This is a genomic window from Sulfuricaulis sp. (genome assembly GCF_041499725.1).
GTDB lineage: Bacteria > Pseudomonadota > Gammaproteobacteria > Acidiferrobacterales > Sulfurifustaceae > Sulfuricaulis.
Window position 1 is genome coordinate 1 of sequence record NZ_JBGQKW010000009.1, and the last position, 22603, is coordinate 22603.

19 protein-coding genes and 1 tRNA gene are annotated in these 22603 nt (G+C 61.1%); 2 read left to right on the top strand and 18 right to left on the bottom strand.

Annotated features, from left to right (window positions below; all coding sequences use genetic code 11):
- Window positions 1–585: 585 nt before the first annotated feature.
- The 9 genes from truB to ACC569_RS02935 form a co-directional block, all read right to left on the bottom strand.
- Complete coding sequence (gene truB / locus ACC569_RS02895; protein ID WP_372522037.1) at window positions 586–1503, bottom strand: tRNA pseudouridine(55) synthase TruB; 918 nt, start codon at window positions 1501–1503, stop codon at window positions 586–588.
- Window positions 1503–1871 (bottom strand): 30S ribosome-binding factor RbfA, encoded by a 369-nt coding sequence (gene rbfA / locus ACC569_RS02900; protein ID WP_372521997.1) that lies wholly within the window; start codon window positions 1869–1871, stop codon window positions 1503–1505. The genes truB and rbfA overlap by 1 nt, the downstream gene beginning before the upstream one ends.
- 43 nt (window positions 1872–1914) lie before the next feature.
- Window positions 1915–4389: a translation initiation factor IF-2 gene (gene infB, locus ACC569_RS02905; protein WP_372521998.1), complete on the bottom strand. Its 2475-nt coding sequence runs from the start codon at window positions 4387–4389 to the stop codon at window positions 1915–1917.
- Window positions 4390–4411: 22 nt separating this feature from the next.
- Complete coding sequence (nusA, locus tag ACC569_RS02910) at window positions 4412–5914, bottom strand: transcription termination factor NusA (protein ID WP_372521999.1); 1503 nt, start codon at window positions 5912–5914, stop codon at window positions 4412–4414.
- Window positions 5904–6395 (bottom strand): ribosome maturation factor RimP, encoded by a 492-nt coding sequence (gene rimP, locus ACC569_RS02915; RefSeq protein WP_372522000.1) that lies wholly within the window; start codon window positions 6393–6395, stop codon window positions 5904–5906. Before rimP ends, nusA begins: the two co-directional genes overlap by 11 nt.
- A gap of 175 nt (window positions 6396–6570) precedes the next feature.
- Window positions 6571–6647, bottom strand: a tRNA-Met gene (locus tag ACC569_RS02920).
- A 100-nt stretch (window positions 6648–6747) separates the two neighbouring features.
- Window positions 6748–7506, bottom strand: a complete 759-nt coding sequence (locus tag ACC569_RS02925) for a hypothetical protein (RefSeq protein WP_372522001.1) — start codon at window positions 7504–7506, stop codon at window positions 6748–6750.
- 33 nt (window positions 7507–7539) lie between these two features.
- Window positions 7540–7815, bottom strand: a complete 276-nt coding sequence (locus ACC569_RS02930) for a cupin domain-containing protein (RefSeq protein WP_372522002.1) — start codon at window positions 7813–7815, stop codon at window positions 7540–7542.
- 70 nt (window positions 7816–7885) lie between these two features.
- Window positions 7886–9127: an anion transporter gene (locus ACC569_RS02935; protein WP_372522003.1), complete on the bottom strand. Its 1242-nt coding sequence runs from the start codon at window positions 9125–9127 to the stop codon at window positions 7886–7888.
- Between the two features lie 148 nt (window positions 9128–9275).
- On the opposite strand from ACC569_RS02935, the gene ACC569_RS02940 reads away from it, so the two are divergent.
- Complete coding sequence (locus tag ACC569_RS02940; protein ID WP_372522004.1) at window positions 9276–10694, top strand: MFS transporter; 1419 nt, start codon at window positions 9276–9278, stop codon at window positions 10692–10694.
- Between the two features lie 273 nt (window positions 10695–10967).
- Window positions 10968–11207 carry a hypothetical protein gene (locus ACC569_RS02945; RefSeq protein WP_372522005.1) on the top strand — a complete coding sequence of 80 codons (240 nt, stop codon included), beginning with the start codon at window positions 10968–10970 and terminating at the stop codon, window positions 11205–11207.
- 68 nt (window positions 11208–11275) lie between these two features.
- Here the strand turns inward: ACC569_RS02945 and nuoN are convergent, their stop codons facing one another.
- The 9 genes from nuoN to nuoF all read right to left on the bottom strand — a co-directional run bounded on the left by nuoN (window position 11276) and on the right by nuoF (window position 22603).
- The gene (gene nuoN / locus ACC569_RS02950; protein WP_372522006.1) at window positions 11276–12721 is read right to left on the bottom strand and encodes an NADH-quinone oxidoreductase subunit NuoN; all 1446 of its coding nucleotides are present in this window, start codon (window positions 12719–12721) and stop codon (window positions 11276–11278) included.
- A 43-nt stretch (window positions 12722–12764) separates the two neighbouring features.
- Window positions 12765–14243: an NADH-quinone oxidoreductase subunit M gene (locus tag ACC569_RS02955; protein ID WP_372522007.1), complete on the bottom strand. Its 1479-nt coding sequence runs from the start codon at window positions 14241–14243 to the stop codon at window positions 12765–12767.
- A 3-nt stretch (window positions 14244–14246) separates the two neighbouring features.
- Window positions 14247–16217 (bottom strand): NADH-quinone oxidoreductase subunit L, encoded by a 1971-nt coding sequence (nuoL, locus tag ACC569_RS02960; protein ID WP_372522008.1) that lies wholly within the window; start codon window positions 16215–16217, stop codon window positions 14247–14249.
- A gap of 3 nt (window positions 16218–16220) precedes the next feature.
- On the bottom strand, window positions 16221–16526 hold the full coding sequence (gene nuoK / locus ACC569_RS02965; RefSeq protein ID WP_372522009.1) for an NADH-quinone oxidoreductase subunit NuoK: 306 nt from the start codon (window positions 16524–16526) through the stop codon (window positions 16221–16223).
- A 126-nt stretch (window positions 16527–16652) separates the two neighbouring features.
- Window positions 16653–17258: an NADH-quinone oxidoreductase subunit J gene (locus ACC569_RS02970; protein ID WP_372522010.1), complete on the bottom strand. Its 606-nt coding sequence runs from the start codon at window positions 17256–17258 to the stop codon at window positions 16653–16655.
- Window positions 17259–17310: 52 nt separating this feature from the next.
- A complete protein-coding gene (gene nuoI / locus ACC569_RS02975) occupies window positions 17311–17802 on the bottom strand; it encodes an NADH-quinone oxidoreductase subunit NuoI (protein ID WP_372522011.1) in 492 nt (163 codons plus the stop codon).
- 18 nt (window positions 17803–17820) lie between these two features.
- The gene (nuoH, locus tag ACC569_RS02980; RefSeq protein ID WP_372522012.1) at window positions 17821–18900 is read right to left on the bottom strand and encodes an NADH-quinone oxidoreductase subunit NuoH; all 1080 of its coding nucleotides are present in this window, start codon (window positions 18898–18900) and stop codon (window positions 17821–17823) included.
- Window positions 18897–21320, bottom strand: a complete 2424-nt coding sequence (nuoG, locus tag ACC569_RS02985) for an NADH-quinone oxidoreductase subunit NuoG (protein ID WP_372522013.1) — start codon at window positions 21318–21320, stop codon at window positions 18897–18899. The genes nuoH and nuoG overlap by 4 nt, the downstream gene beginning before the upstream one ends.
- A complete protein-coding gene (gene nuoF / locus ACC569_RS02990) occupies window positions 21317–22603 on the bottom strand; it encodes an NADH-quinone oxidoreductase subunit NuoF (protein WP_372522014.1) in 1287 nt (428 codons plus the stop codon). The genes nuoG and nuoF overlap by 4 nt, the downstream gene beginning before the upstream one ends.

Below are 22603 nucleotides of genomic sequence, written 5' to 3' on the forward strand. Positions count from 1 at the left end.
CATTGAGGCTCGCAGACTCCACCGTTTCCAGCCGCTTCACACCCGAGAAGAAGTCTATCTCGCGCATGGGCTGATGCATTCACCGCCATGTCAGCGGGGAGGGAATTGCACCCTCTAGGCACAGATGCACGGTTGTCGGCTCTGAATCCTCGTATCCCGTTCTCGTGGGACACAGGCGCACGACAGCATCCTACGGATTGCTCCGTCGATTTGCTGGCACACGCTTGATTGAGGATTCAACCTGGCGTGTGCCAGGATTTCCGATTCACAGGGTCGCCAAAAAAAAAGAAACAAGGCGATGCGTGAAACCACCACCGCACTGTGGCTGCGGTTGGCTCCGAGGCGTTCCCCCTCGGAATCACTATGCTGGTTGTTTTGCGTGGCCAACTACCACGTTTGCTGCTGCTCGTTATTTATTGCGCCGAGCCAGCGCTTCGTGCCCTACCATGAGGGCACCGGGCCGTGAAGCCCGAGCCGACCCCTTCGGGTCGCACAGGGCGCGTATTCTACCTGCGGGGGCACCCCGCCTCAACCGCAATCTATCAGTCCGAACGCGCCGAACGGACCGCATAAAACTGCGCTCTTTCAGGGGCTTTCAGTGAGGACCAGCAAGCGGCGCGGGGCCACCTGACCATCGTCCAGCACCTGCCCCATGCCCAGAAAGCGGCTGTCGCCTTCGTATAACCGCACCCAGCCGGGCGCCAGGCCGTGACGCGCCGATACCGACTGTCCCTGCTTCAGATAATGGGCCGCGAGCGATGTCAGGTGCACGTCCGGCACCGTATGCAACACGCTGTCCACCGGCTGAAGCAGTTGTGCCCGTTCCGCCGGGCTCGCCAGCGCCTCCAGCTGATCCAGCGAAACAGCCTTGTCGATCGACACATCACCGCTCGCGAGGCGGCGCAGTTGCACCACGTGCGCCCCGCAACCCAGGATTTCGCCCAGATCGTGCGCCAGGGTGCGGATGTAAGTGCCCTTGGAACAGGCGATTTCCAGTGTCAGCAAATCGTCCTGAAACCCGAGCGTCTTGATTTCATGCAGAGTCACGGGCCGTGGCTCGCGCTCGACTTCCACGCCGGCGCGCGCCAGTTTGTACAGCGCCTCGCCGTTGTGCTTGATCGCCGAATACATCGGCGGTATCTGCTCGATCTCGCCCTTGAATTTGTCCAAGGCTTTTTCGATATCGCGCAAACCGACGGTGACGGGCCGGGTGGCGGTCACTTCGCCCTCGCTGTCGAAGGTCGTGGTGCTCACGCCCAGCCTGAACACGGTCCAGTAACGCTTGTCCGCATTCAGCAGAAACTGCGTCAGCTTGGTGGCCTCGCCGAAAAAAAGCGGCAGCAGCCCCGTGGCGATGGGATCGAGGCTGCCCGTGTGTCCGGCCTTGCAGGCATTGAGCAGCCGCTTCACGGTCTGCAGCGCCTGATTCGAGGTCAGTCCGACGGGCTTGTCGAGCAGCAACACCCCGTTGACGGGGGAACAGTTACGGCGTGCACGCACGATTATTCCTTGTGAGTCTTGTCTTCGGCTATCGCCCGGTCGATCAGGCTGTCGATGCGCGCGCCGCGTTCCACGGATTCGTCGAAATAAAACCGCAGCACCGGCACGCTGCGCAACGTCACCCGCCCCATGAGCGCGTGGCGCAGGAAACCGGCGGCGCGGTTGAGCGACTTGGTCGCCTGCTTCGCCTCGACCGAACCGCTCAGCAACGAGAAGTAAATCCGCGCGGATGACATGTCGCGCGACACTTCCGCGCCCGTTATCGTGATCTCGTGTGCATGCGGATCGTCGAGCTCGCGCGGGATCACCATGGCCAGCTCGCGTTTGATGAGTTCCGCGACGCGTCGCGGGCGATTGGAAACTTTCTGCATGATTGCACCCCGCCGCGTTTCCGCGGCCTGGCTGGAAGGCTGGTTACAACGTCCGGGCGACCTCGACCTTTTCGAACACTTCGATGTGGTCGCCCACCTTCACGTCGTTGTAATTCTTGACCGCGATGCCGCACTCGAGACCCGCCTTTACTTCGCCGGCGTCGTCCTTGAAGCGGCGCAGGGACTCAAGTTCGCCTTCGAAGATCACCACGTTGTCGCGCAACACGCGGATCGGGCGGTTGCGCCGCACCACGCCTTCGACCACGTAGCAGCCGGCGACCGCGCCCATCTTCGGCGAACGGAACACATCGCGCACCTCGGCCAAGCCCAGCAGCTGTTCCTTGAACTGGGGCTTCAGCATGCCGCTCATCGCGGCCTTGACCTCGTCCACGGCGGTATAAATGACGTTGTAGTAGTGAACGTCCACCCCTTGATGCTCGATCAACTTGCGCGCCGTGCTGTCGGCGCGGACATTGAAACCGATAATGACCGCGTTGGACGCCACGGCGAGATTCACGTCGGATTCGGTGATGCCACCGACCATGCCGTGGATCACCTTGACCCGGACCTCGGGGGTGGAGAGCTTTTCGAGCGAGACAGAGAGCGCTTCGATCGAGCCCTGCACGTCCGCCTTGATGATGAGGTTCAGCGGTTTGGCGTCTTCGCTCTCTTTCAACTGCACGAACACATCGGATAGCTTCGCCGCCTGCTGGCGCGCGAGTTGTACATCCTTGAACTTGCCCTGGCGGTAAAGCGCGATCTCGCGCGCCTTGCGCTCGGATTCCACCACCATGACTTCCTCGCCCGCGTTCGGCACGCCGGAAAGTCCCTGGACTTCCACGGGGATGGACGGTCCGGCCTCTTTCACCGTACGGCCTTTTTCATCGCTCATGGCGCGCACGCGCCCGAACTCGCGCCCGGCGAGAATCACATCGCCCTTGCGCAGGGTACCGCGCTGCACCAGCACCGTGACCACCGGGCCGCGGCCCTTGTCGAGGCGCGCCTCCACCACCAGACCCGCGGCGGGGCCGGTCTTGGGAGCTTTCAGCTCCAGCACCTCGGCCGTCAGCAGCACGGATTCGAGCAGCTTGTCGATGCCTTCGCCGGTCTTGGCGGAGACATTCACGAATATTTCATTGCCGCCCCATTCCTCGGCCACGACTTCGTGCTTGGTGAGTTCCTGGCGCACACGATCGGGCTGCGCCTCGGGCTTGTCGATCTTGTTCACCGCGACCACCAGCGGCACCTTGGCGTTGCGTGCATGGTGGACCGCTTCGATCGTCTGCGGCATGACGCCGTCATCGGCCGCCACCACCAGAATCACGATATCGGTGGCCTTGGCGCCACGCGCGCGCATGGCGGTGAACGCCTCGTGACCGGGCGTGTCCAGAAAAGTCACCACGCCTTTGGGTGTTTCCACGTGGTAAGCGCCGATATGCTGGGTGATGCCGCCGGCTTCGCCGGAGGCCACCTTGGCCTTGCGGATATAGTCGAGCAGCGAGGTCTTGCCGTGGTCCACGTGACCCATGACGGTCACCACGGGCGGGCGCGGTTCGGCGTCGCCGGCCGCCTCGGCCGTGGGCCAGGCCAGCAGGGTTTCGGGGCTTTCGGGTCTCGCCTCTTTGACGACATGGCCCATTTCTTCGACGACGAGCGTCGCGGTATCGCGGTCGAGCACCTGGTTGATCGTAACCATCGTGCCCATCTGCATGAGCACCTTGATGACCTCGGCCGCCTTGATGGACATTTTCTGCGCCAGCTCCGCCACCGTGACGGTTTCCGGCAGCGCCACCTCATGCACGATCGGCGCTGTCGGCCTTTCGAAGCCGTGCTGACCGGTCACGCTGGTGACCACCGGCTTATTGGCGGCAATCCTGACCTTGCGTCGCACCTTCTTGCCGGCCGCCAGATGCAGTTCGCCGCGCTCGCGCTCTTCGAGTTTCTGCAGCCGTTCTTTCTTGCCTTTGTGCGGTTTCTTGACTTCCTTGGCGGGTGCCGGTGCCGGCTTGGCCGGAACCGACGGTTTCGCTACCGGTGCCGTGATCTCGACCTTCGGCGGAACCGGAGGCGCCACCACCGGCGCCGGCGCGACGGATTCGGCAACGACGGGGGCATGCGCGGCCACGGGGGTTTCCGACTGGACAGCCGCCGCGACAGCCTCGAGCTCCTCGACCGGTGTTTCTTCCGCCGCGGATGGCGTTTCCTCGATGGTACTGCGTTTGATGAAGGTACGCTTCTTGCGCACCTCGACCTGCACGGTGCGCGAGGCGCCGGTACGCGTGCTCTGGACAACCTGGCTGGTGGACTTGCGTTTGAGCGTGATTTTCTTCTTGGCCGCGCCTTCGTCGGTGGCGCCGTGGCTGGCACGCAGATAGTGGAAGAGTTTTTCCTTCTCTTCGTCGGTCAGCGCGTCGTCCGCTTTTTTAGCTGATAAGCCGGCCGCCTCCAACTGGCGCAGCAGTGTATCCGGCGGAATGCCGATCTGATCCGCGAAACCTTTTATCGTGATCTGCGTCATAAACTCCTGGAAGGCGGGACGATTATCCCGCCTGTTTGTCCTCGAACCACGGTGCGCGCGCCGTCATGATGAGTTCGCGCGCGCGCTCTTCGGTCATGCCCTCGATCTCGAGCAGATCGTCCACGGCCTGCTCCGCCAGCTCTTCCATGGTCTTGATGCCATGGGACGCCAGCAGGTGCGCCGTATTTTCGTCCATGCCCTGCATTTCCAGCAGGTCCTTGGCCGGTTCCGCCAGACTGATCTTCTCTTCCTGGGCAATGGCGCTGGTCAACAGCAAATCGCGCGCCCGGTTCCGGAGTTCGTCCACCAGTTCGTCATCGAACTCCTCGATGGCCAGCAATTCCTGCTTCGGCACGTAGGCGATCTCTTCCAGGTTGGTGAAACCTTCCTGCACCAGGACCGTGGCCACGTTTTCATCCACCGAAAGTTGTTCCATGAACAACTGGATTGAGTTAGCCGCCTCCTTGGTGCCTTTTTCCTGGGCCGACTGTTCGGTCATGATGTTCAGCTCCCAGCCGGTGAGCTCGGAGGCCAGCCGCACGTTCTGGCCGCTGCGTCCGATGGACTGGGAAAGCTGTTTTTCGTCCACGATCACATCCATGCTGTGCGATTCTTCATCCACCACGATGGACTGTACTTCGGCCGGCGCGAGAGAATTGATCACGTACTGGGCCGGGTTATCCGACCAGTGGATGATGTCCACGCGTTCGCCGGCGAGCTCGTTCGACACGCTCTGCACGCGCGAACCGCGCATGCCGACGCAAGCGCCGATGGGATCGATGCGCGGGTCGGAGGAACTGACCGCGATTTTGGCGCGCAGACCCGGATCGCGCGCGGCGCCGTGAATAGTGATCAGCCCTTCACCTGCCTCGGGAACCTCGAGCTTGAAAAGCTCGATCAGCAGTTTGGGCGCCACGCGCGAGAGAAACAGCTGCGGTCCGCGCGGCAAGGATTTCACGTCTTCCAGCAGCGCACGAATGCGGTCTCCGGGGCGCAGCCCCTCGCGCGGAATCATGGTGCTCTTGGCGAGCAGCGCTTCGGCGTTGCCGAGGTCCACCACGACATCGCCGCGCTCCAGACGCTTGACGACGCCGGTGACCATCTCGCCCTTGCGATCCTTGTAGAGGTTGACGATCTGCTCGCGCTCCGCCTCGCGCACCTTCTGCATGATGACCTGCTTGGCGGCCTGCGCGGCGATGCGGCCGAACTCGACCGGTTCGAGCGGCGCTTCGATGAATTCACTGAGCTGGATGTCCGGCTTCTGCGCGCGCGCCTCGGTCAGCTTGATCTGGCGGTCGGGGAACTCGACCGGTTCGGTTTCGTCGGCAATCACTTCCCAGCGACGGAATGTGTCGTAGGTTCCGGTGTCGCGGTGAATAACGACACGCGCGTCGGTGTCGCCCTTGTGGCGTTTGCGCGTGGCGGTAGCGAGCGCGGCCTCGAGCGCCTGAAAAATGATTTCCTTGTCCACGCCCTTTTCGCGCGACACGGCATCGACAATCATCAACACATCATTACCTATCATCTCGTTCTCCCGTCACGCCTGACGTTCGGAATCGGGGGACCAACCGGGCCCGCTCCATGCCATCGAACGCCAGATCAAAATGCTCTTTGTCCACTTCCACCACGACGTGATCCGCCGTCACATCCACCAGCCGGCCGGAAAAATTCTTCCGCCCCTGCAGCGGCGGCTGCATCTTCACCTTGATCGTCTCGCCGATGAACCGCCTGAAGTCCTGCGGCGTGACCAGCGGCCGATCGAGGCCGGGCGAAGACACCTCCAGGGTGTACTGCCCCGGCAGCGGGTCCTCGACGTCGAGCAGCGCGGAAAGCTGCCGGCTGACACGCGCGCAGTCGTCCACGTTCACACCCGCGGGGCCATCTATATACACCCGCAACGTGGGGCTATGGTGGCTCCCCGCCATCTCCACGTCCACGAGCTCAAAACCCAGCGCCACGACACCGGGCTCGAGCAGTTTTCGCAGATCCGCCCGCGTACCACGCATAACTTCTTGCCCCATAAAACAAAAGTGGGCGCGCGGCCCACTTCTTATTACTTACTCTTGCGACGGCTGAAACCAGGTTGAATTATAAGCACTTCCCCCGGAATCGGAAAGTGCCGCGGCCGGTGCCGTCGGTCTGCCGTGAAACAAAAAAGGCCCCGGCGGGGCCTTTGGGATTTGGTAGCGGGGGCAGGATTTGAACCTGCGACCTTCGGGTTATGAGCCCGACGAGCTGCCAGACTGCTCCACCCCGCAGCAAGGACCGCGAAGTCTACCGTCAGGATTGCCATTATTCAAGGAAAAATAGGAACTTATCGGGCGGATGCGCCGCTTCACTGCCGGGCCGGCGCCAGAGCTAGAGATCGGGAGAATTCGCGCTGCCGGCTTGTGGCGGTTGCTCCCGCAGCACCTCGATACAGTAGATGTAGGCGATCCACCCCATGACACCGCTAACCACGCTTACCAGCAAATCAAACAGCAGCGGGGTGTCAGACGGGAGAAAACCGGAAACCAGCACCGGCACCAGCACCAGGAATGCCAGAAAGGCGGAGTCGGACCGGCGATCCCAGGCATTCTGAAGCGCCGACTTGAGGCTGGGGAGCAGGTGAAATTCCCGGCGCACGAACACGATCGGCAGCCAGTAAACAAATACGAAGGTCAGAATCCCGACCACGAGACTGAAAAAGGGAGAAAGCGCGTTCATGATGGCCTTTATGTCCTGGCCCGTCAGCAGCAAGGCCGCAAAGATAAACACATTCATCACCGCCGCCAACAGCAGACCTGCCTTCACCGTCAGCCACACAAACGCAGCAAAGACGGCTCTCCCCGCACGCACGGTTTCCATCACCGCCAGGGTTTCCCGGCCCAATGTCAGGGCATGAAAGGCGCCGGCCTGCAGATAATAAAAGAGCGTCAGGGCCGTCGCAGTCAGAAATATGGCCAGCACCGAGGCCATGGTTGAGGCATCGGCGGGCATGTCGCGCATTGAAAATACCAGCGCTATCTGCACAGCCAGCACCAGCCAGATGCCCGGGCTTAACAGCGCGCGAATCGCGGCGCGCAGGCGGAGCCCGCTTTCACGGGCCGTGGTGTCGTGGTGGGATACCTCAGGCATCGGCAATTCGCTCGGCCAGGGGATTCGGCGGGATCAGCCTAATTTGTAGTGTTTTTTGACGGGGCTCAGGATTTCCCAGGTGCAGGACAGGCCGGCGGGGAACGTCACAAAATCGTTTTCCACGATCCGCAGCGGCGCGCCGCCGTCGGGCGTCACGACGATCTCGCCTTCGAGGATGTAACAGGTTTCTTTCTGGTCATAGGTCCAGGGGAATTTCGACGCCTCCCGGGTCCAGATCGGCCAGTCGTAAACCCCGATAATGTCCAGCTTCCTGGGCGAGGGATCGTGCTCCACGGAAATTTGATTCATGATGATTCATCTCGAATGGTTGCGGCGATTTTACGGCCCGGACCGAGGCCATGGCAATGGCGCCTGCTTCTCACAACAACGCCAGAAACAGCCAGTAAACCAGCACATTCACCAACGTCAGCGGAATGCCCACACGGGCGAATTCGACAAAGCTCAGAGTGTGACCGCCTTTGCGCTCGGCATTCTGAATGATGATGACATTGCTCGCGGCGCCCAGAATAAAAAGATTGCCGGCCAATGTCGACCCCGACGCCAGCGCGAGCAACTCCCTGGTTGAGGTCCCGGCATGCATCAGCATCGGTAGATACAACGCCACCAGCGGAACATTGGAGATGAGCTGGCTCAGCAGCACGCTGACGGCAAAGATCATTCCTATCGAGGTCGGGTTCAGGTTTCCGCGCGCCATCAGCGACTGGAAAAATCCCGACATCCAAACGCTTTCCATCAACACGAACATCGCGGCAAAGAAAACCAGCGTGCGCCAGTCGATATGACGGACAATGCGCCAGCGTTTCGGGCTGAAAAACAGAATCGGCGTCGCGGCGATCAGGGCGATCCAGGTCAACCGGAAATCGATTTGCGGCATCGTGAAAACCAGCGCCAGCTTCACGACCACCAGAAGAATGATCAGGATCAGCGACAGCCGTGCCAGGCGCGCGAGCGGTTTGTCGCGCAAATCATGCCGTACGTGCACCAGCGCATCGCCGTGGAAACTCTCGTGGTGGAAAAATTTCAGAAGAAAAAAGGCCGCGAGCAGGCTGATGACGGTTGGCAGCGCCAGGTGCCGGAAAAATTCCACGAAGGGGTTGGGCATCTGGCCATGGATCGCGACCAGCAGGTTCTGCGGGTTGCCGATCGGACTCACCACGCTCCCGATCGTCACGGCGAAGGCCAAGGCGAGCAACAGCACCTTCGGCGACATCCGGTGCTGTTTGGCTAACAGCAACACCAGCGGCGTGCCGATCACCGCCAGCGTGTCGTTCATCAGGAACGCCGAGGCAATCCCGAAGCCAAACAGGATCATCAGGATCAATCCATCCGCGGAGCCGGCGCGGCGGAACGCCAGATAAGAGAGGTGAAACAGATAGCCGCTTTCCTCCAGCGCCTGCCCCACGACAAACACGCCGAACAGGAACAGCATGATGTCCGGGTCAATCGCGCCCAGCGCCTCGCGCGGACCGATCTGTCCGGTAACGAGAACCGCCGCGCCCCCGAACAGCATGATCTGCCACAGCCCAAAATGGAGATTTCCGACGCGGCGCACCGCGATGAGCACAAACACGGCGCACAGGACAATGACAGGAATGTTCATGGAAACGGGTCTTTTCTTGTTTGGGCCGTCGCGCCGCCACCGTCCGAATACCCGGACACGGCGCCGCCTGCATCGGGTTCTTCTATAATATAGGCTCGATCATACGGATTTGACCTAGCTTCGCCAGCGACGATGTAACACGGATTCCATGCCCCGGTTCTATTATTCCAAGGATGCGCGCGTCGAACGGTCGCTGCGTCATTCCGTGCGCGACGGTGTCTCCTACTCGATGATGGCCGGGGCCGGGGAGACCTATCTTTCCGCCTACGCGCTTTTTCTCAAGGCCAGCACCGCGCAGATCTCGCTGCTGACCGCCCTGCCCTCGCTGCTCGGCTCGCTGGCGCAGGTGCTATCCGCCTGGCTGGCCGGATTCGCGCCCCGGCGCAAGACGCTCATTCTGTCCGGCGTCCTCATCCAGGCCTTGACGTGGTTACCGATGATCTGGCTGCCGTATTTTTTCCCGCAGCACGCCGTGCCAATCGTTATAACCTGCGTGGCGCTCTATTACGCCGCCGGAAACTTTGCCACCCCTGCCTGGAACAGCCTGATGGGGGATCTGGTCCCGGAGCGCAAGCGTGGACGCTACTTCGCCAAACGCACGCAACTGATGAGCATCATGACTTTTCTCTCCCTGGTCGGGGCCGGCCTGCTGCTGCATTTCCTCGAGCTGGCCAGGGAGACGCGTCTCGGATTCATGATCGCTTTCAGCCTCGCGGCGAGCGCGCGTCTGTACTCGGCTTATCATCTGGCGCGCATGCATGAGCCACTGCGGGCGCCCATCCCGATGGCGCTGCCGCAGTTCAGTGGCCTGTGGCAACGCCTGCGGGTTTCCGACTTTGCGCGTTTCACGCTGTTTTTGGCAATGATGAATTTGGCGGTGGCCATCGCCTCGCCGTTTTTCACCGTCTACATGCTGCGCGACTTGCATTTTACTTACCTGGAGTACACCGCCAGCACCGGCATCTCGGTGCTGGCGCAATTCCTGACGCTCAACATGTGGGGACGGTTCGGCGACATTTTCGGCCATCGCCGCGTGCTGGCGCTGACGGGCTCGCTCATTCCCATCCTGCCGGCGCTGTGGCTGGTGTCGCCGGAATTCTGGTACATCCTCGGCGTACAGACGCTGGGCGGTCTGTGTTGGGCCGGATTCAGCCTGAGCGCCGGGAATTTTCTCTACGATGTCATGCCGCCCGACAAGCGCGCCACCTACGCCGCCATTCACAACGTCCTCAGCAACTCCGCGATCTTCTGCGGCGCCCTGCTCGGCGGTTATCTCAGCACCGTCATCCCCACCGAGATCATTGTCTTTGGATACACGATGCATTGGACCAGCGGGCTGTGGGGCGTCATCCTGATCTCCACCCTGGCACGCGCCACCGTCGCACTGACATTCCTGCGGCGGATACGCGAAGTACGCGAGGTACGGCCGGTGTCGGCCGGCGGCCTGATGATACGGGTCATCCGGTTCAACGCACTGGCGGAACTGGTGATTGATCTCCTGGGTGCGCGCCGGCGACGGCGCCGCACCCGTCTCCTAGACTCGAATCAGGCCGCCGGGCCCGGATAACGCGGCGCCAAGCGCGGTCCGGTAGGGTTCCTCGCTTGGACAAAGTCCGCCATTAATGCTAAATATTAATCATAGCGGTATTCTTCGAGCCAAGGACCGGCTGAACTCCCCCGAGCCAGACGATCTGTAAGAAGCTTCCAAGGCAAGATTAAACCGCCGGTCAGCAATACCATGGCTTTCGTCATGTTACCCCTGTTCCGCGGGGCTTACAGGCATTATGGTATTTCTGGATGTTACGCGGAAATTTTTGATCGCAGGGATAGATAAGGAATCATGAACAAACATCGTATGACCGCCATGGTGGCGGCTGTGGCATTCGCGGGCTTCATGCAAGCGCTGGCGGCGCAGGAAAATATCGACATCACCCCCGTTGACAACACTTCGCAGCAGAACACCTCCGAGCAGAAACCGCCGACGGAAACCCCCGCGCCGTTGGCAACCACACCGGTGCAGGCGATTGCACGTCCTGACGACAACCTGCTGAGCGAGATGAAGGTATATCCCTCATTCTAATCAGTCGTAATGCAATTAAAACAAAAAAGCCCCTTATGGGGCTTTTTTGTTTTGTACACATAGATAGTTCAGGATAAGGTTTTGATCGCCTGCCGGCACAGCTCCATGATCACGCCCACCCACGGCAACACGCCAATCAGCAACAGTGCATTGAAACCCAACAGCGCCTGCATGTCCCAGCCGGCGCGGATCGGCGCATGCTCCGTCGCGTCGTCGAAATACATGAGCTTGACCACGCGCAGATAGTAATAGGCGCCGATCACGGCCAGCAGCACCGCGGCGATCGCGAGCCATATCATGTCCGCCTGAATGACCGACTGGATCACGAGCAGCTTGGCGTAAAACCCCGCCGTCGGCGGCACGCCGGCCATGGACAACATGAGCAGCATCATGAGGAAGGCGTGCCAGGGACTGCGCTGATTGAGACCTTTGAAGTCCTCGAGCCGCTCGGCCTCGAATCCCGCGCGCGACAGCAGGATGATCATGCCGAAGGAACCGGCGCTCATGATGGCGTAAACGAGAATATAAAACAGCGACGAACCGTAGCCGTTCGGGCCGGCGCTCAGGATACCGAGCAGGAAAAAGCCCATGTGCGAGATCGATGAATACGCCAGCATGCGTTTGATGTTGTCCTGGGCGATGGCGACGATGTTGCCGACCGCCATGGACAGCAGCGCAATGATGATCAGCATCGCTTGCCAGGAACCGGCGAGCGGCTCGAGTCCGCCGACCAGGAGACGCAGGAACAACGCAAACCCCGCGAGCTTCGGCGCCGTGCCGATATAAAGCGCCACCGCCGTCGGGGCGCCGTGATACACGTCCGGCACCCACATGTGGAACGGTACCGCGCCCATCTTGAAGGCCAGGCCGGAAATGACGAATACCAGGCCGAAAATCAGGATGATATTGTCCGGCGACATCTTGCCGATCGCGCGCGAAACCGTCGAAATCTCGAGGCTGCCGGTCACGCCGTAGAGCATGGACATGCCGTAGAGCAGCATGCCCGAGGCGATCGCGCCGAGGACAAAATATTTCATCGCCGCCTCGGTCGCCACCGCCGAGTCGCGCTGGAAGGCGATCATGGCGTAAAGCGAGAGCGACAGTAACTCCAGCCCCAGATACAGCGTCAGGAAATGACTGGCCGAGGCCATGATCATCATGCCCACCACGCCCAGCAGACCCAGCACGAAATATTCTCCCCGGAACATGCCGCGGTCGCGCAGGTAGTCGCGTGAATAGGTGAAGACAAAGAAGGTGATGCCGTAGGTGCCGAGCTTGAGAAAGTCCGCGAGCCGGTCGGCGACGAACATGCCGTTGAAAGTGAACACCGGCGCCGCCGTCATGACCTTGAGCGTCAGCAGCACCGCGCCGGCCAGCGTCGCCTGTGCCAGCCAGTAGGAAACCACGCGCAGACGGTCCGACAGGAACAGGTCGAGTACCAGGATCGCACAGGCCATCAAGAACACGAAGATCTCGGGCGCCGCGGGCATCATTTCGGGGATGACGAATTTCATGTTTGTTTTTGACTCATTTTTCCTGGCGTCCTGGCGGTTAATCTCATAACTTGCTCACCATCGCCTGCTGCAACAAATGCCCGACGGAGGCGTGCAACACGTCAAGGAACGGATACGGCCACAATCCCATCACCAGCACCGCGACAGCGAGCAGCGTGAGAAACACGATTTCGCGCGGCGTCGCATCCGTCAGCTCCGCGACCTTGGCATTGCCGACCTCGCCGAACAACACGCGTTTGTACATCCACAGCGTGTAAGCGGCGCCAAAGATGAGCGTGGTCGCGGCGCCGAAGGCATACCATATGTTCACCTGGAACGCGCCCAGGATTACCAGGAATTCGCCCACGAAACCGGAGGTGCCGGGCAGGCCGGCGTTGGCCATGGCAAACAGCATCATGAAAGAGGCGAACACCGGCATGCGGTTGGCCACGCCGCCGTAGTCCTTGATCATGCGCGAATGCAGGCGGTCATACATGACGCCGACGCACAGGAACAACGCGCCGGAAACGAAACCGTGCGAGATCATCTGCGCAATGCCGCCTTCGAGGCCCTGGGTGTTGAAAATGAAAAAACCCAGGGTGACGAAGCCCATGTGCGCGATCGAGGAGTACGCGATCAGCTTCTTCATGTCCTCCTGCACCAACGCCACGAGGCCGATATACACGACCGCGATGAGCGAGAGCATGATCATGAGCCACGCGAGCTGATGCGACGCGTCGGGGAGAATCGGCAGCGAAAAGCGCAGAAAACCGTACGCGCCCATCTTCAGCATGATCGCCGCCAGGATTACCGAGCCGCCCGTAGGCGCCTCGACATGCGCGTCCGGCAGCCAGGTGTGCACCGGCCACATCGGTACCTTGACCGCGAACGCGGCCAGGAACGCCAGGAATATTAGTATCTGCGCGTGAAGCCCAAGCTTCAGGTCATGCCACGCCAGGATATCGAAACTACCGGCCTTGAAATAAAGATAAATCATGGCCACCAGCATCAACACCGAGCCGAGGAAGGTATAAAGGAAGAACTTGATGGTGGCGTAAACGCGGTTCTGCCCGCCCCACAGGCCGATGATGAGGAACATCGGCACCAGCATGGCTTCCCAGAAAACGTAGAACAGGATGCCGTCGAGTGCGCTGAAAACGCCGATCATGAGCCCTTCCATGACGAGGAAGGCGGCGTGGTATTGCGCGACTTTTTTGTCAATCACTTTCCAGGAGGAAATCATGACGAGCACGGTGCTGAAGCTCGTGAGCAAAATGAGTAATAATGAAATGCCGTCGATGCCCAGGCGATAGCGGACCTGGAAGGCGTCGATCCAGGCGTGGTCCTCGACGAACTGCATCGCGGGAGTACCGGTATTGAAGCCGGTATAAAGCGGCAGCGTCGCGAGGAAGGTCAGGACCGCCACCGCGAGGCTCAGCTGGCGCGCGTAGTCGGCATTGCGGTCGCAGCCGGTGGCGAGTACCGCCACCCCGCCGAGAATCGGCAGGAAAATGGCAAAGCTTAGAAAGTATTCGGCTAGCATGGCTCAGCGGTGCAGGAAGAAGGTGATGAGCAAAAACAGCCCCAGGATCATGGCAAACGCATAGTGATACACATAACCCGTTTGGATGTGGCGCATGACCGAGGACACCCATCCGATCACGCGCGCGGTGCCGTTCACCGCCAACCCATCAATCAGTTTCACGTCACCGATTTTCCACAGTAGACGACCGATGGCGCGTGCGCCGCCGGCAAAAACGAAATCATTGAACTCGTCCACGAAATACTTGCGCAGCAACAGCGTGTAGATCGCGCCGGCCTTTTCGCTAATCTGGCCGGGCAGGAACGGATAGCGGATGTACATGAACCAGGCGAGGCCGATGCCCGCGACCGCGAGCAGGAACGGCGCAGATTGCAGCCCGTGGGCAATGAACGGGGCAACACCCTGGTAATGCTCGCCAATCTCCCGGATGACGTCGTGCGCGGGCAGGACCTTGATGGAATCGGCGAAGTAGCCGCCGAAAATCAGCGGATCGATGGTCATGAAACCGGCCACGAGCGAGGGCACCGCCAGCAACACCAGCGGCACGGTCACCACCCAGGGCGATTCCTTTACATGTTTGTAGGTATGCTCGTCCATGCGCGGCTTGCCGTAAAACGTCATGAACAGCAGCCGGAAGGAGTAAAACGCCGTCACGAACACACCGGCCAGTACCGCGGCGTAGGCGATGCCGCTGCCGGGCAGATGCGAATGGTGCACCGCCTCGATGATCAAATCCTTGGAGAAGAAGCCGGCGAAAGGCGGAATGCCGGCGAGCGCGAGCGAGCCTACCCACATGGTGAAGAAGGTGATTGGCATGCGCCGGCGCAGGCCGCCCATCTTGCGCATGTCCTGCTCGTGATGCAGGGCGATAATCACCGAACCCGCGGCAAGAAACAGCAGCGCCTTAAAGAAGGCGTGCGTCATCAGATGGAAAATTCCCACGCTGTAGGCCGAAGCACCGAGCGCGACCATCATGTAGCCGAGCTGGGAAAGCGTTGAATAGGCGATCACGCGTTTAATGTCGTTCTGCACGATGCCGACGAGCCCCATGAGAAACGCCGTCAGCGCGCCGATCACCAGCACCACCGACAATGCCGTCTCGGAAAGCTCGTACAGCGGCGACATGCGCGCCACCATGAAGATGCCAGCGGTCACCATAGTGGCCGCGTGGATCAACGCCGAAATCGGCGTCGGGCCTTCCATCGAGTCGGGCAACCACACGTGCAGCGGCACCTGCGCCGATTTGCCCATGGCGCCGATGAACAGCAGGATGCAGGTGAGCGTCAGGAGATTCCAGTCCACGCCCGGAAACACCTGGAGGGTCTTGGCCGCCATCTGCGGGGCGATGGAGAACACCGCGCCGTAGTCGAGCGTGCCGAAGGTCATGTAGATCGCCGCGATGCCGAGCAGGAAACCGAAATCGCCCACGCGGTTGACGAGGAAGGCCTTGAGCTGGGCGTAGGTGGCCGTGGGACGCGTGAACCAGAAGCCGATGAGCAGGTAGGACATCAGTCCCACCGCCTCCCAGCCGAAGAACAGCTGCAGGAAATTGTTCGACATCACCAGCATCAGCATCGAGAAGGTGAACAGCGCGATGTAGCTGAAAAACCGCTGGTAACCGGGATCGTCGTGCATGTAGCCGATGGTGTAGACGTGCACCATGAGCGAGACGAAGCTGACGACGACCATCATCAGCGCCGACAGCGGATCGATCAGGAATCCTACCTCGAGCGGAATGCCGCCGGAGACGGCCCAGGTGTAGACCGGGCCATTAAAAACGTTGCCGGCCAGCACGTCCGGCAAAACCACGAAAGCCGAGAGCGCGAACGCCACGGCAACACCGAGAATGGTTACCGTGTGCGCGCCGATGCGTCCGATTTTCCAGCCGAGCAGCCCGGCCAATACCGAGCCCGCGAGACAAGACAGCGGAATGGCGAGGTAAACCAGTTTGAAGTCGATGTCGAATCCGGACATGGCCTAGCCCTTGAGACTGCTCAGGTCTTCGACGTTGATGGTCTGGCGATTGCGGAACACCACCACCAGGATGGCGAGCCCGATGGCCGACTCGGCCGCGGCCACCGTGAGGATGAAGAACACGAATACCTGTCCCGCGGTGTCGCCGAGGTAATGCGAGAAGGCGATGAAGTTGAGATTGACGGCGAGCAGCATGAGCTCGATCGCCATCAGCAGGATCACGAGGTTCTTGCGGTTGAGAAAAATGCCGACGACGCTCAGGGAGAACAGGATCGCCCCGAGTATCAGATAATGCGCCAACGGTATCATTGCCCCCCCTTTTTTTCTTCTATTGTTCTGAACCGCCAAGGACGCTAAGAACGCCAAGATAATATAATCTTGAACGGAGTCCGGATTCACCACCCTGAACTTCTTGGCGTTCTTGGCGGTTTAAGATCATATTTTCTTCTCAGAGCGCATTTTCACGACGCGCATGCGTTCGCGCGGATTTATATTGATCTGCTGCGCCGGATTCTGGTACTTGGTGTCCTTGCGGTGGCGCAGCGTGAGCACGATCGCTGCCACGATGGCCGTCAGCAGGATGGCCGCCGCGATTTCGAACGGATAAGCGTAGGCTGTGTACAACAGGCGCCCGAGCTCGCGCGTGTTGCTGTGGCCCGTGGGCAGGCTGCCGGGGTCGGGCATCTGTACCGGACCGAAGCCATCCGAGCTCAGAATGATCGCCATCTCCGCCACCAGCAGCACCGCCACCAGGGCACCGATCGGCAGATACTCGCCGAAGCCCTCGCGCAGTCGCACGAGGTTGATGTCGAGCATCATGACCACGAACAGGAACAGCACCATCACCGCGCCGACGTACACCAGCACCAGCACGATGGCGAGGAACTCGGCCTGCAGCAGCAGCCACAGCCCGGCGGCGCTCACGAAGGCCAGCACCAGGAACAGCGCCGCCTTCACCGGATTACGCACAGTGATCACCATGGCCGCGGCGAATACCAGCACCATGCCAAAAAAGTAAAAAATGAGTTGTTTGAATTCCATAAAACTATTATTTTTTTAACCGCCAAGGCGCCAAAAAATTAGGTTCATATTCTTACCTGTATTTCGCGTCCGCCGCGCGGTCGGCGGCGAGCTGTTTTTCGTATTTGTCGCCGACGGCAAGCAATTGTTCCTTGGTGATCACGTGCTCGCCGCGGTTCTCGAAATGGAATTCGAAAATCCGCGTTTCGACGATGGAATCCACGGGGCATGACTCCTCGCAGAAACCGCAGTATATACACTTGAAGAGGTCGATCTCGTAGCGCGTGGTGCGCCGCGTGCCGTCGGCGCGCTCCTCGGACTCGATGGTAATCGCGCAAGCCGGACAGACCGCCTCGCACAATTTGCAGGCGATACAACGCTCCTCGCCGTTAGGATAGCGGCGCAAGGCGTGTAGGCCGCGGAAGCGCGGGCTCATCGGCGTGCGTTCCTCCGGGTACTGGATCGTGATCTTGCGCGCGAACAGGTGACGACCGGTGACCATCAGGCCCTTCACCAGCTCGAAGAGCAGGAACGTGTTCAGATACCGTTTGAGCGTCTTGACCATGATCGTCGCCTCCTCCACTCAGTGGAAGATGAATCCCCAGGGCGTGAGGAACATGACCGCCCCCATCACGCCGATCCACACCAGCGTCACCGGAATGAAAACCTTCCATCCGAGACGCATGATCTGATCGTAACGATACCGCGGAAACGTCGCGCGGAACCACAGGAAACAGAAAAGAATGAAACTCATCTTGAGCAACAGCCAATGCACGCCATTGCCGAGCACGGTGCCGATCACCGGCAGCGCCAGGATCTTGGCGGGGAGCATGCCGTCGAGCGGCGACAGCCAGCCGCCAAGGAACATGGTCGAGCACAACACGGAAATCAGGATCATGTTGGCGTATTCGGCGAGGTAAAAGATCGCGAAGGCCATGCCGGAGTATTCCACATGAAAACCGGCCACGATCTCGGATTCACCCTCGGCTACGTCGAACGGCGCGCGGTTGGTTTCGGCCACGCCCGAGATCAGATACACCAGAAACAGCGGGAATAACGGCCAGATATACCATTGGTGCACGCCACCGGACTGGGCCAGCACGATCTCGCGCAGGTTGAGGCTGCCGGCCGCCATCAGCACGCCCACCAGGGCGAAACCCATGGCGATTTCATAGGCGACGATTTGCGCCGCGGAGCGCATGCTCCCCAGAAAGGCGTACTTCGAGTTCGAGGCCCAACCGGCGACGATCACACCGTACACGCCCATGGAGGTGAGCGCGAGAACGAAAAGCAGGCCGGCGTCGATGTTCGCCAGCCACAGGGTGTCGGTAAATGGAATGACCGCCCACGCGGCAATCGCCGGCGCGAACGTGAGAATCGGTGCAAACACGAACAGGAAACGGCTGGCCTTGGTCGGGACGATGATTTCCTTGAGCAGAAGTTTCAATGCATCGGCCAAGGGCTGCAACCAGCCCTTGGGGCCGACGCGGTTCGGGCCGATACGCTCCTGCATGTAGCCGATGATCTTGCGCTCGGCATAGGTCAGGTAGGCGACGGACAACAACAGCGGCACCAGGATCATGAAGATCTTGCCCAGATTGAACAGCAATATCTGCGACCAGTCGGGGAACCAGCCCCAGACACCCAGAAGGAACTTGATCATGAGGCGGCCCTCACGGTGACCGGACCGTGCGCTCCGAGCATGGCCGTCTCCGGGTATCCGGCCGGCGCCAGCACGCAGCCATCCGGCACACGCGCATCGACGACCAGCTCAAGGCGCGCCGCGTCCTGCGGCGTGACCAGTTGTACGTTATCACCCGGCGCGAGACCGAGTTTTTCGGCCTGCGCGGCATTCATGCGTGCCGCGGGCGGCGGATTGTCAACGGTTTTCTGCAGCGCGGACGCGCGGCGCACGATCGCGTCCACCGCGTAGATCGGCACTTCGGCGAGACGCATCAGCTGGCCGGCCGCCAGCGTCGTCTCTTCCGCGCCGGTGACGGTGTACGGAAATGACGACGCGGCCGGCGTGGTGTCCGGCAGATTCATTTCGCCGCGTATGTCATCCACCCCGGCCTGTTCGAAACCGGACAAACCCAGATGATGACCCAGCATGCGCAGGATTTTCCATCCCGGCCGCGCCTCGGCAAGCGGGTTTACCGCCGCGACGAATTCCTGACGCCGCCCTTCGGCGTTGACAAACGTGCCGTCGGTTTCGGTGAAGGGCGCGAGCGGCAGCCACACGTCGGCATATTCCACCGCGCGCGTGCGGTACGGCGAAGGTTTGAATGTCGTCAGCATGACGACAAACTCCGCCGCGCGCATGGCAGCAGCGGCGGCGGCCCCGTCGAGACAATCCAGTTCCGGTTCGAGGCCGAGAAGCAGGCAGGCCTTGAGCGGCGCATGCAACATGTCGCGCGCCGTGCGTCCCGTCATCGCGGTCTTGCCCGCTGCGCCGCGATGCGGCACACAACCCGCGAGCCACGCGCCCGCGCCGTTGGCGTCGGGAAGCTGTCCCAACTTTGCCCCGCACAGATCAGCGACATATTGCGCAAGCGCGCGCAAAGCGGCTGCCTGCGGATGGCTGAGCGCGAAACTTCCGAGCAGCACCGAAGCGCGCGCGCTCTGCTGCAGCGCCTCGGCCATGGCCTGCTCCGTTACACCCGGTTTGACGTCGCGGAAATGCTTGGCAAAGGCGGCGGGCCATTCCGTCTTTTTGAGCGCGCTCAAGGCGCGCGCCACGCCTGCCAGTGCGCGCAGCATCTGTGACGGGCCGCCGATCGCCTTACCGGCCAGCCTGTAACTGAAGTCGTAATCGATCGGATTGATGGCGAAGACACGCGCGCCTTTCAGTGCGCTCTTGCGCAGCCGCAGATTGATCAGCGGCTGGTCCTTGCGCGGGTTCGCGCCGATCAGCAACGCGCCATCGAGGCTTTCGAGCTCGGCGATCGGCCGTCCCAGGGATGGAAACAGCGGTGCGACAGCGTCATCGCTGAAGTCCATCTGGCGCAGGCGGTGATCCACGCTACCGCTACCCAACGCGCGCACCAGTTTCTGCAGCAAATAGAATTCCTCGAGCGTGGAAATGGGCGCGGCCAATGCACCCAGACATTCGGGCCCGTGCGCGGCCAGCGCCCTCTTGAGCCCGGCCACTGTGAATTCGAACGCCGTGGTCCAGTCGGTTTCCTCCCATTTCGTTCCGCGACGGATCATGGGCACGCGCAGGCGATCCTCGCCCTTCAGAGCCTCGTAACTGAAACGGTCGCGGTCGGCGAGCCAGCATTCGTTGACAGCCTCGTTGTCGCGCGGGAGTACGCGCATTACGCTCCCACGGCGCGCCTGCACGTTGATATTGGCGCCGACACAATCGTGCGGGCTGATCGAGGCGTGGTCTTCGAGTTCCCACGGGCGCGCGGTGAAGCGGAACGGTTCGGAGGTGAGCGCGCCCACCGGGCACAGGTCGATGACGTTGCCGGAAACCTCCGAATCCACGCTGCGGTCGAGGAAGGTGCGGATCTCCATATGCTCGCCGCGCCCCAGGCCGCCGAATTCCATCACGCCGGAAACTTCCTGTCCGAAACGCACGCAGCGGGTGCAATGGATGCAGCGCGTCATGTCGGTGGAAATCAGCGGTCCGATGTCCCGGTCCTTCACGATGCGCTTGGCTTCGGCGTAGCGCGACACATCCTTGCCGTAACCCACCGCGAGATCCTGCAATTCGCACTCGCCGCCCTGATCGCAGACCGGACAGTCGAGCGGATGATTGATCAACAGGAACTCCATGGTGCTCTTTTGCGCGGTCCGCGCCCGGTCCGAACGGGTGCGCACGACCATGCCCTCGGCCACCGGGGTGGCACAGGCGGGCAGAGGCTTCGGCGCCTTCTCCACGTCCACCAGGCACATGCGGCAGTTGGCCGCGATCGAAAGTTTGTTGTGGTAGCAGAAGCGCGGTATGTAGATGCCGGAGGCGTCGGTCACTTCGATCAGCATCTGCCCCTTGCGCGCCTGCAACCGCCGACCATCCACTTCAATGGTCACGGAATCGGAGGCCGGCGGCGTTTTGATGTCTTTCGGATTGGCGCTCATGCATGGCTCCCGTGCGTGCCGGGCAGGCAGCGGCGATTTTCGATATGGTATTCGAACTCGCTGCGGAAATATTTGATGAAGCTTTTCACCGGCCATGCGGCGGCATCGCCCAGCGCGCAAATGGTGCGGCCTTCGATGTTGGAGGCAAGCTCCGTGAGCATATCCAGGTTTTCGGGTCTGCCTTCCCCATGCTCGATGCGATGGATCACGCGCGACATCCAGCCGGTGCCTTCGCGGCATGGCGTGCACTGGCCGCAGGATTCCTCGTAATAGAAATGCGCGATGCGCGCGAGCGCATGCACCATGCAGGTGGTCTCGTCCATGACGATGACCCCGCCCGAGCCCAGCATCGAGCCGGCCTTGGCGAGTGCATCGTAATCCATGGTTACATCCATCATGACATCGGCCGGCAGCACGTTCGCCGAGGAACCGCCGGGGATCACCGCCTTCAGTTTGCGGCCGTCGCGCATGCCGCCGGCCATTTCGAGCAGCTTCGCGAACGGCGTGCCCATCGGGACTTCATAGTTGCCGGGCTTGTTGACATGGCCCGAGACGGAGAAAAGCTTGGGACCGCCGTTGTTGGGCTTGCCGATGTTCAGGAACCAGTCGGCGCCGTTCTTGATGATGTCCGGCACCGACGCCAGCGTCTCGGTATTATTAATAGTGGTCGGCCGCCCGAACAGACCGTAATTCGCCGGGAACGGCGGCTTGAACCGTGGCTGGCCCTTCTTGCCCTCGATGGATTCGAGCAGTGCCGTCTCTTCCCCGCAGATGTAGGCGCCGGCGCCGAGATGCGTGTACAGGTCGAAGTCCACGCCGGACCCGAGGATGTTTTTTCCCAACAGCCCGGCGCCATAGGCCTCCTTCAGAGCGGCTTCGCAGCGTTCGTACGGCTCCCAGAATTCGCCGCGGATGTAGTTGTAGCCCACGGTCGCGCCGATGGCGTAGCCGGCGATGGCCATGCCCTCGATCAGCGCGTGCGGATTGAAGCGCAGGATGTCGCGATCCTTGAACGTGCCCGGCTCGCCTTCGTCGGAATTGCACACGATGTATTTCTGACCCGGCATGTTCTTCGGCATGAAGGACCATTTCAGTCCGGTGGAGAAACCCGCGCCACCGCGTCCGCGCAGCGCGGATTTCTTGAGCTCGTCGATGATTTTCTCCGGCGGCATTTTTTCCTTGAGAATCCTTTTCCACGTCTCGTAGCCGCCGGCACTCCGGTACGTCGCCAGCTGCCACGGCCGGTCGAGATGAAGATTTCTGAAACAGAGTTCGTTGGCCAT

Coding starts and splice junctions, on each gene's coding strand:
- rbfA (WP_372521997.1), bottom strand. CDS start 1,871: ATGCAGAAAGTTTCCAATCGCCCGCGACGCGTCGCGGAACTCATCAAA.
- infB (WP_372521998.1), bottom strand. CDS start 4,389: ATGACGCAGATCACGATAAAAGGTTTCGCGGATCAGATCGGCATTCCG.
- nusA (WP_372521999.1), bottom strand. CDS start 5,914: ATGATAGGTAATGATGTGTTGATGATTGTCGATGCCGTGTCGCGCGAA.
- rimP (WP_372522000.1), bottom strand. CDS start 6,395: ATGCGTGGTACGCGGGCGGATCTGCGAAAACTGCTCGAGCCCGGTGTC.
- ACC569_RS02925 (WP_372522001.1), bottom strand. CDS start 7,506: ATGCCTGAGGTATCCCACCACGACACCACGGCCCGTGAAAGCGGGCTC.
- ACC569_RS02930 (WP_372522002.1), bottom strand. CDS start 7,815: ATGAATCAAATTTCCGTGGAGCACGATCCCTCGCCCAGGAAGCTGGAC.
- ACC569_RS02935 (WP_372522003.1), bottom strand. CDS start 9,127: ATGAACATTCCTGTCATTGTCCTGTGCGCCGTGTTTGTGCTCATCGCG.
- ACC569_RS02940 (WP_372522004.1), top strand. CDS start 9,276: ATGCCCCGGTTCTATTATTCCAAGGATGCGCGCGTCGAACGGTCGCTG.
- ACC569_RS02945 (WP_372522005.1), top strand. CDS start 10,968: ATGAACAAACATCGTATGACCGCCATGGTGGCGGCTGTGGCATTCGCG.
- nuoN (WP_372522006.1), bottom strand. CDS start 12,721: ATGAAATTCGTCATCCCCGAAATGATGCCCGCGGCGCCCGAGATCTTC.
- ACC569_RS02955 (WP_372522007.1), bottom strand. CDS start 14,243: ATGCTAGCCGAATACTTTCTAAGCTTTGCCATTTTCCTGCCGATTCTC.
- nuoL (WP_372522008.1), bottom strand. CDS start 16,217: ATGTCCGGATTCGACATCGACTTCAAACTGGTTTACCTCGCCATTCCG.
- nuoK (WP_372522009.1), bottom strand. CDS start 16,526: ATGATACCGTTGGCGCATTATCTGATACTCGGGGCGATCCTGTTCTCC.
- ACC569_RS02970 (WP_372522010.1), bottom strand. CDS start 17,258: ATGGAATTCAAACAACTCATTTTTTACTTTTTTGGCATGGTGCTGGTA.
- nuoI (WP_372522011.1), bottom strand. CDS start 17,802: ATGGTCAAGACGCTCAAACGGTATCTGAACACGTTCCTGCTCTTCGAG.
- nuoH (WP_372522012.1), bottom strand. CDS start 18,900: ATGATCAAGTTCCTTCTGGGTGTCTGGGGCTGGTTCCCCGACTGGTCG.
- nuoG (WP_372522013.1), bottom strand. CDS start 21,320: ATGAGCGCCAATCCGAAAGACATCAAAACGCCGCCGGCCTCCGATTCC.
- nuoF (WP_372522014.1), bottom strand. CDS start 22,603: ATGGCCAACGAACTCTGTTTCAGAAATCTTCATCTCGACCGGCCGTGG.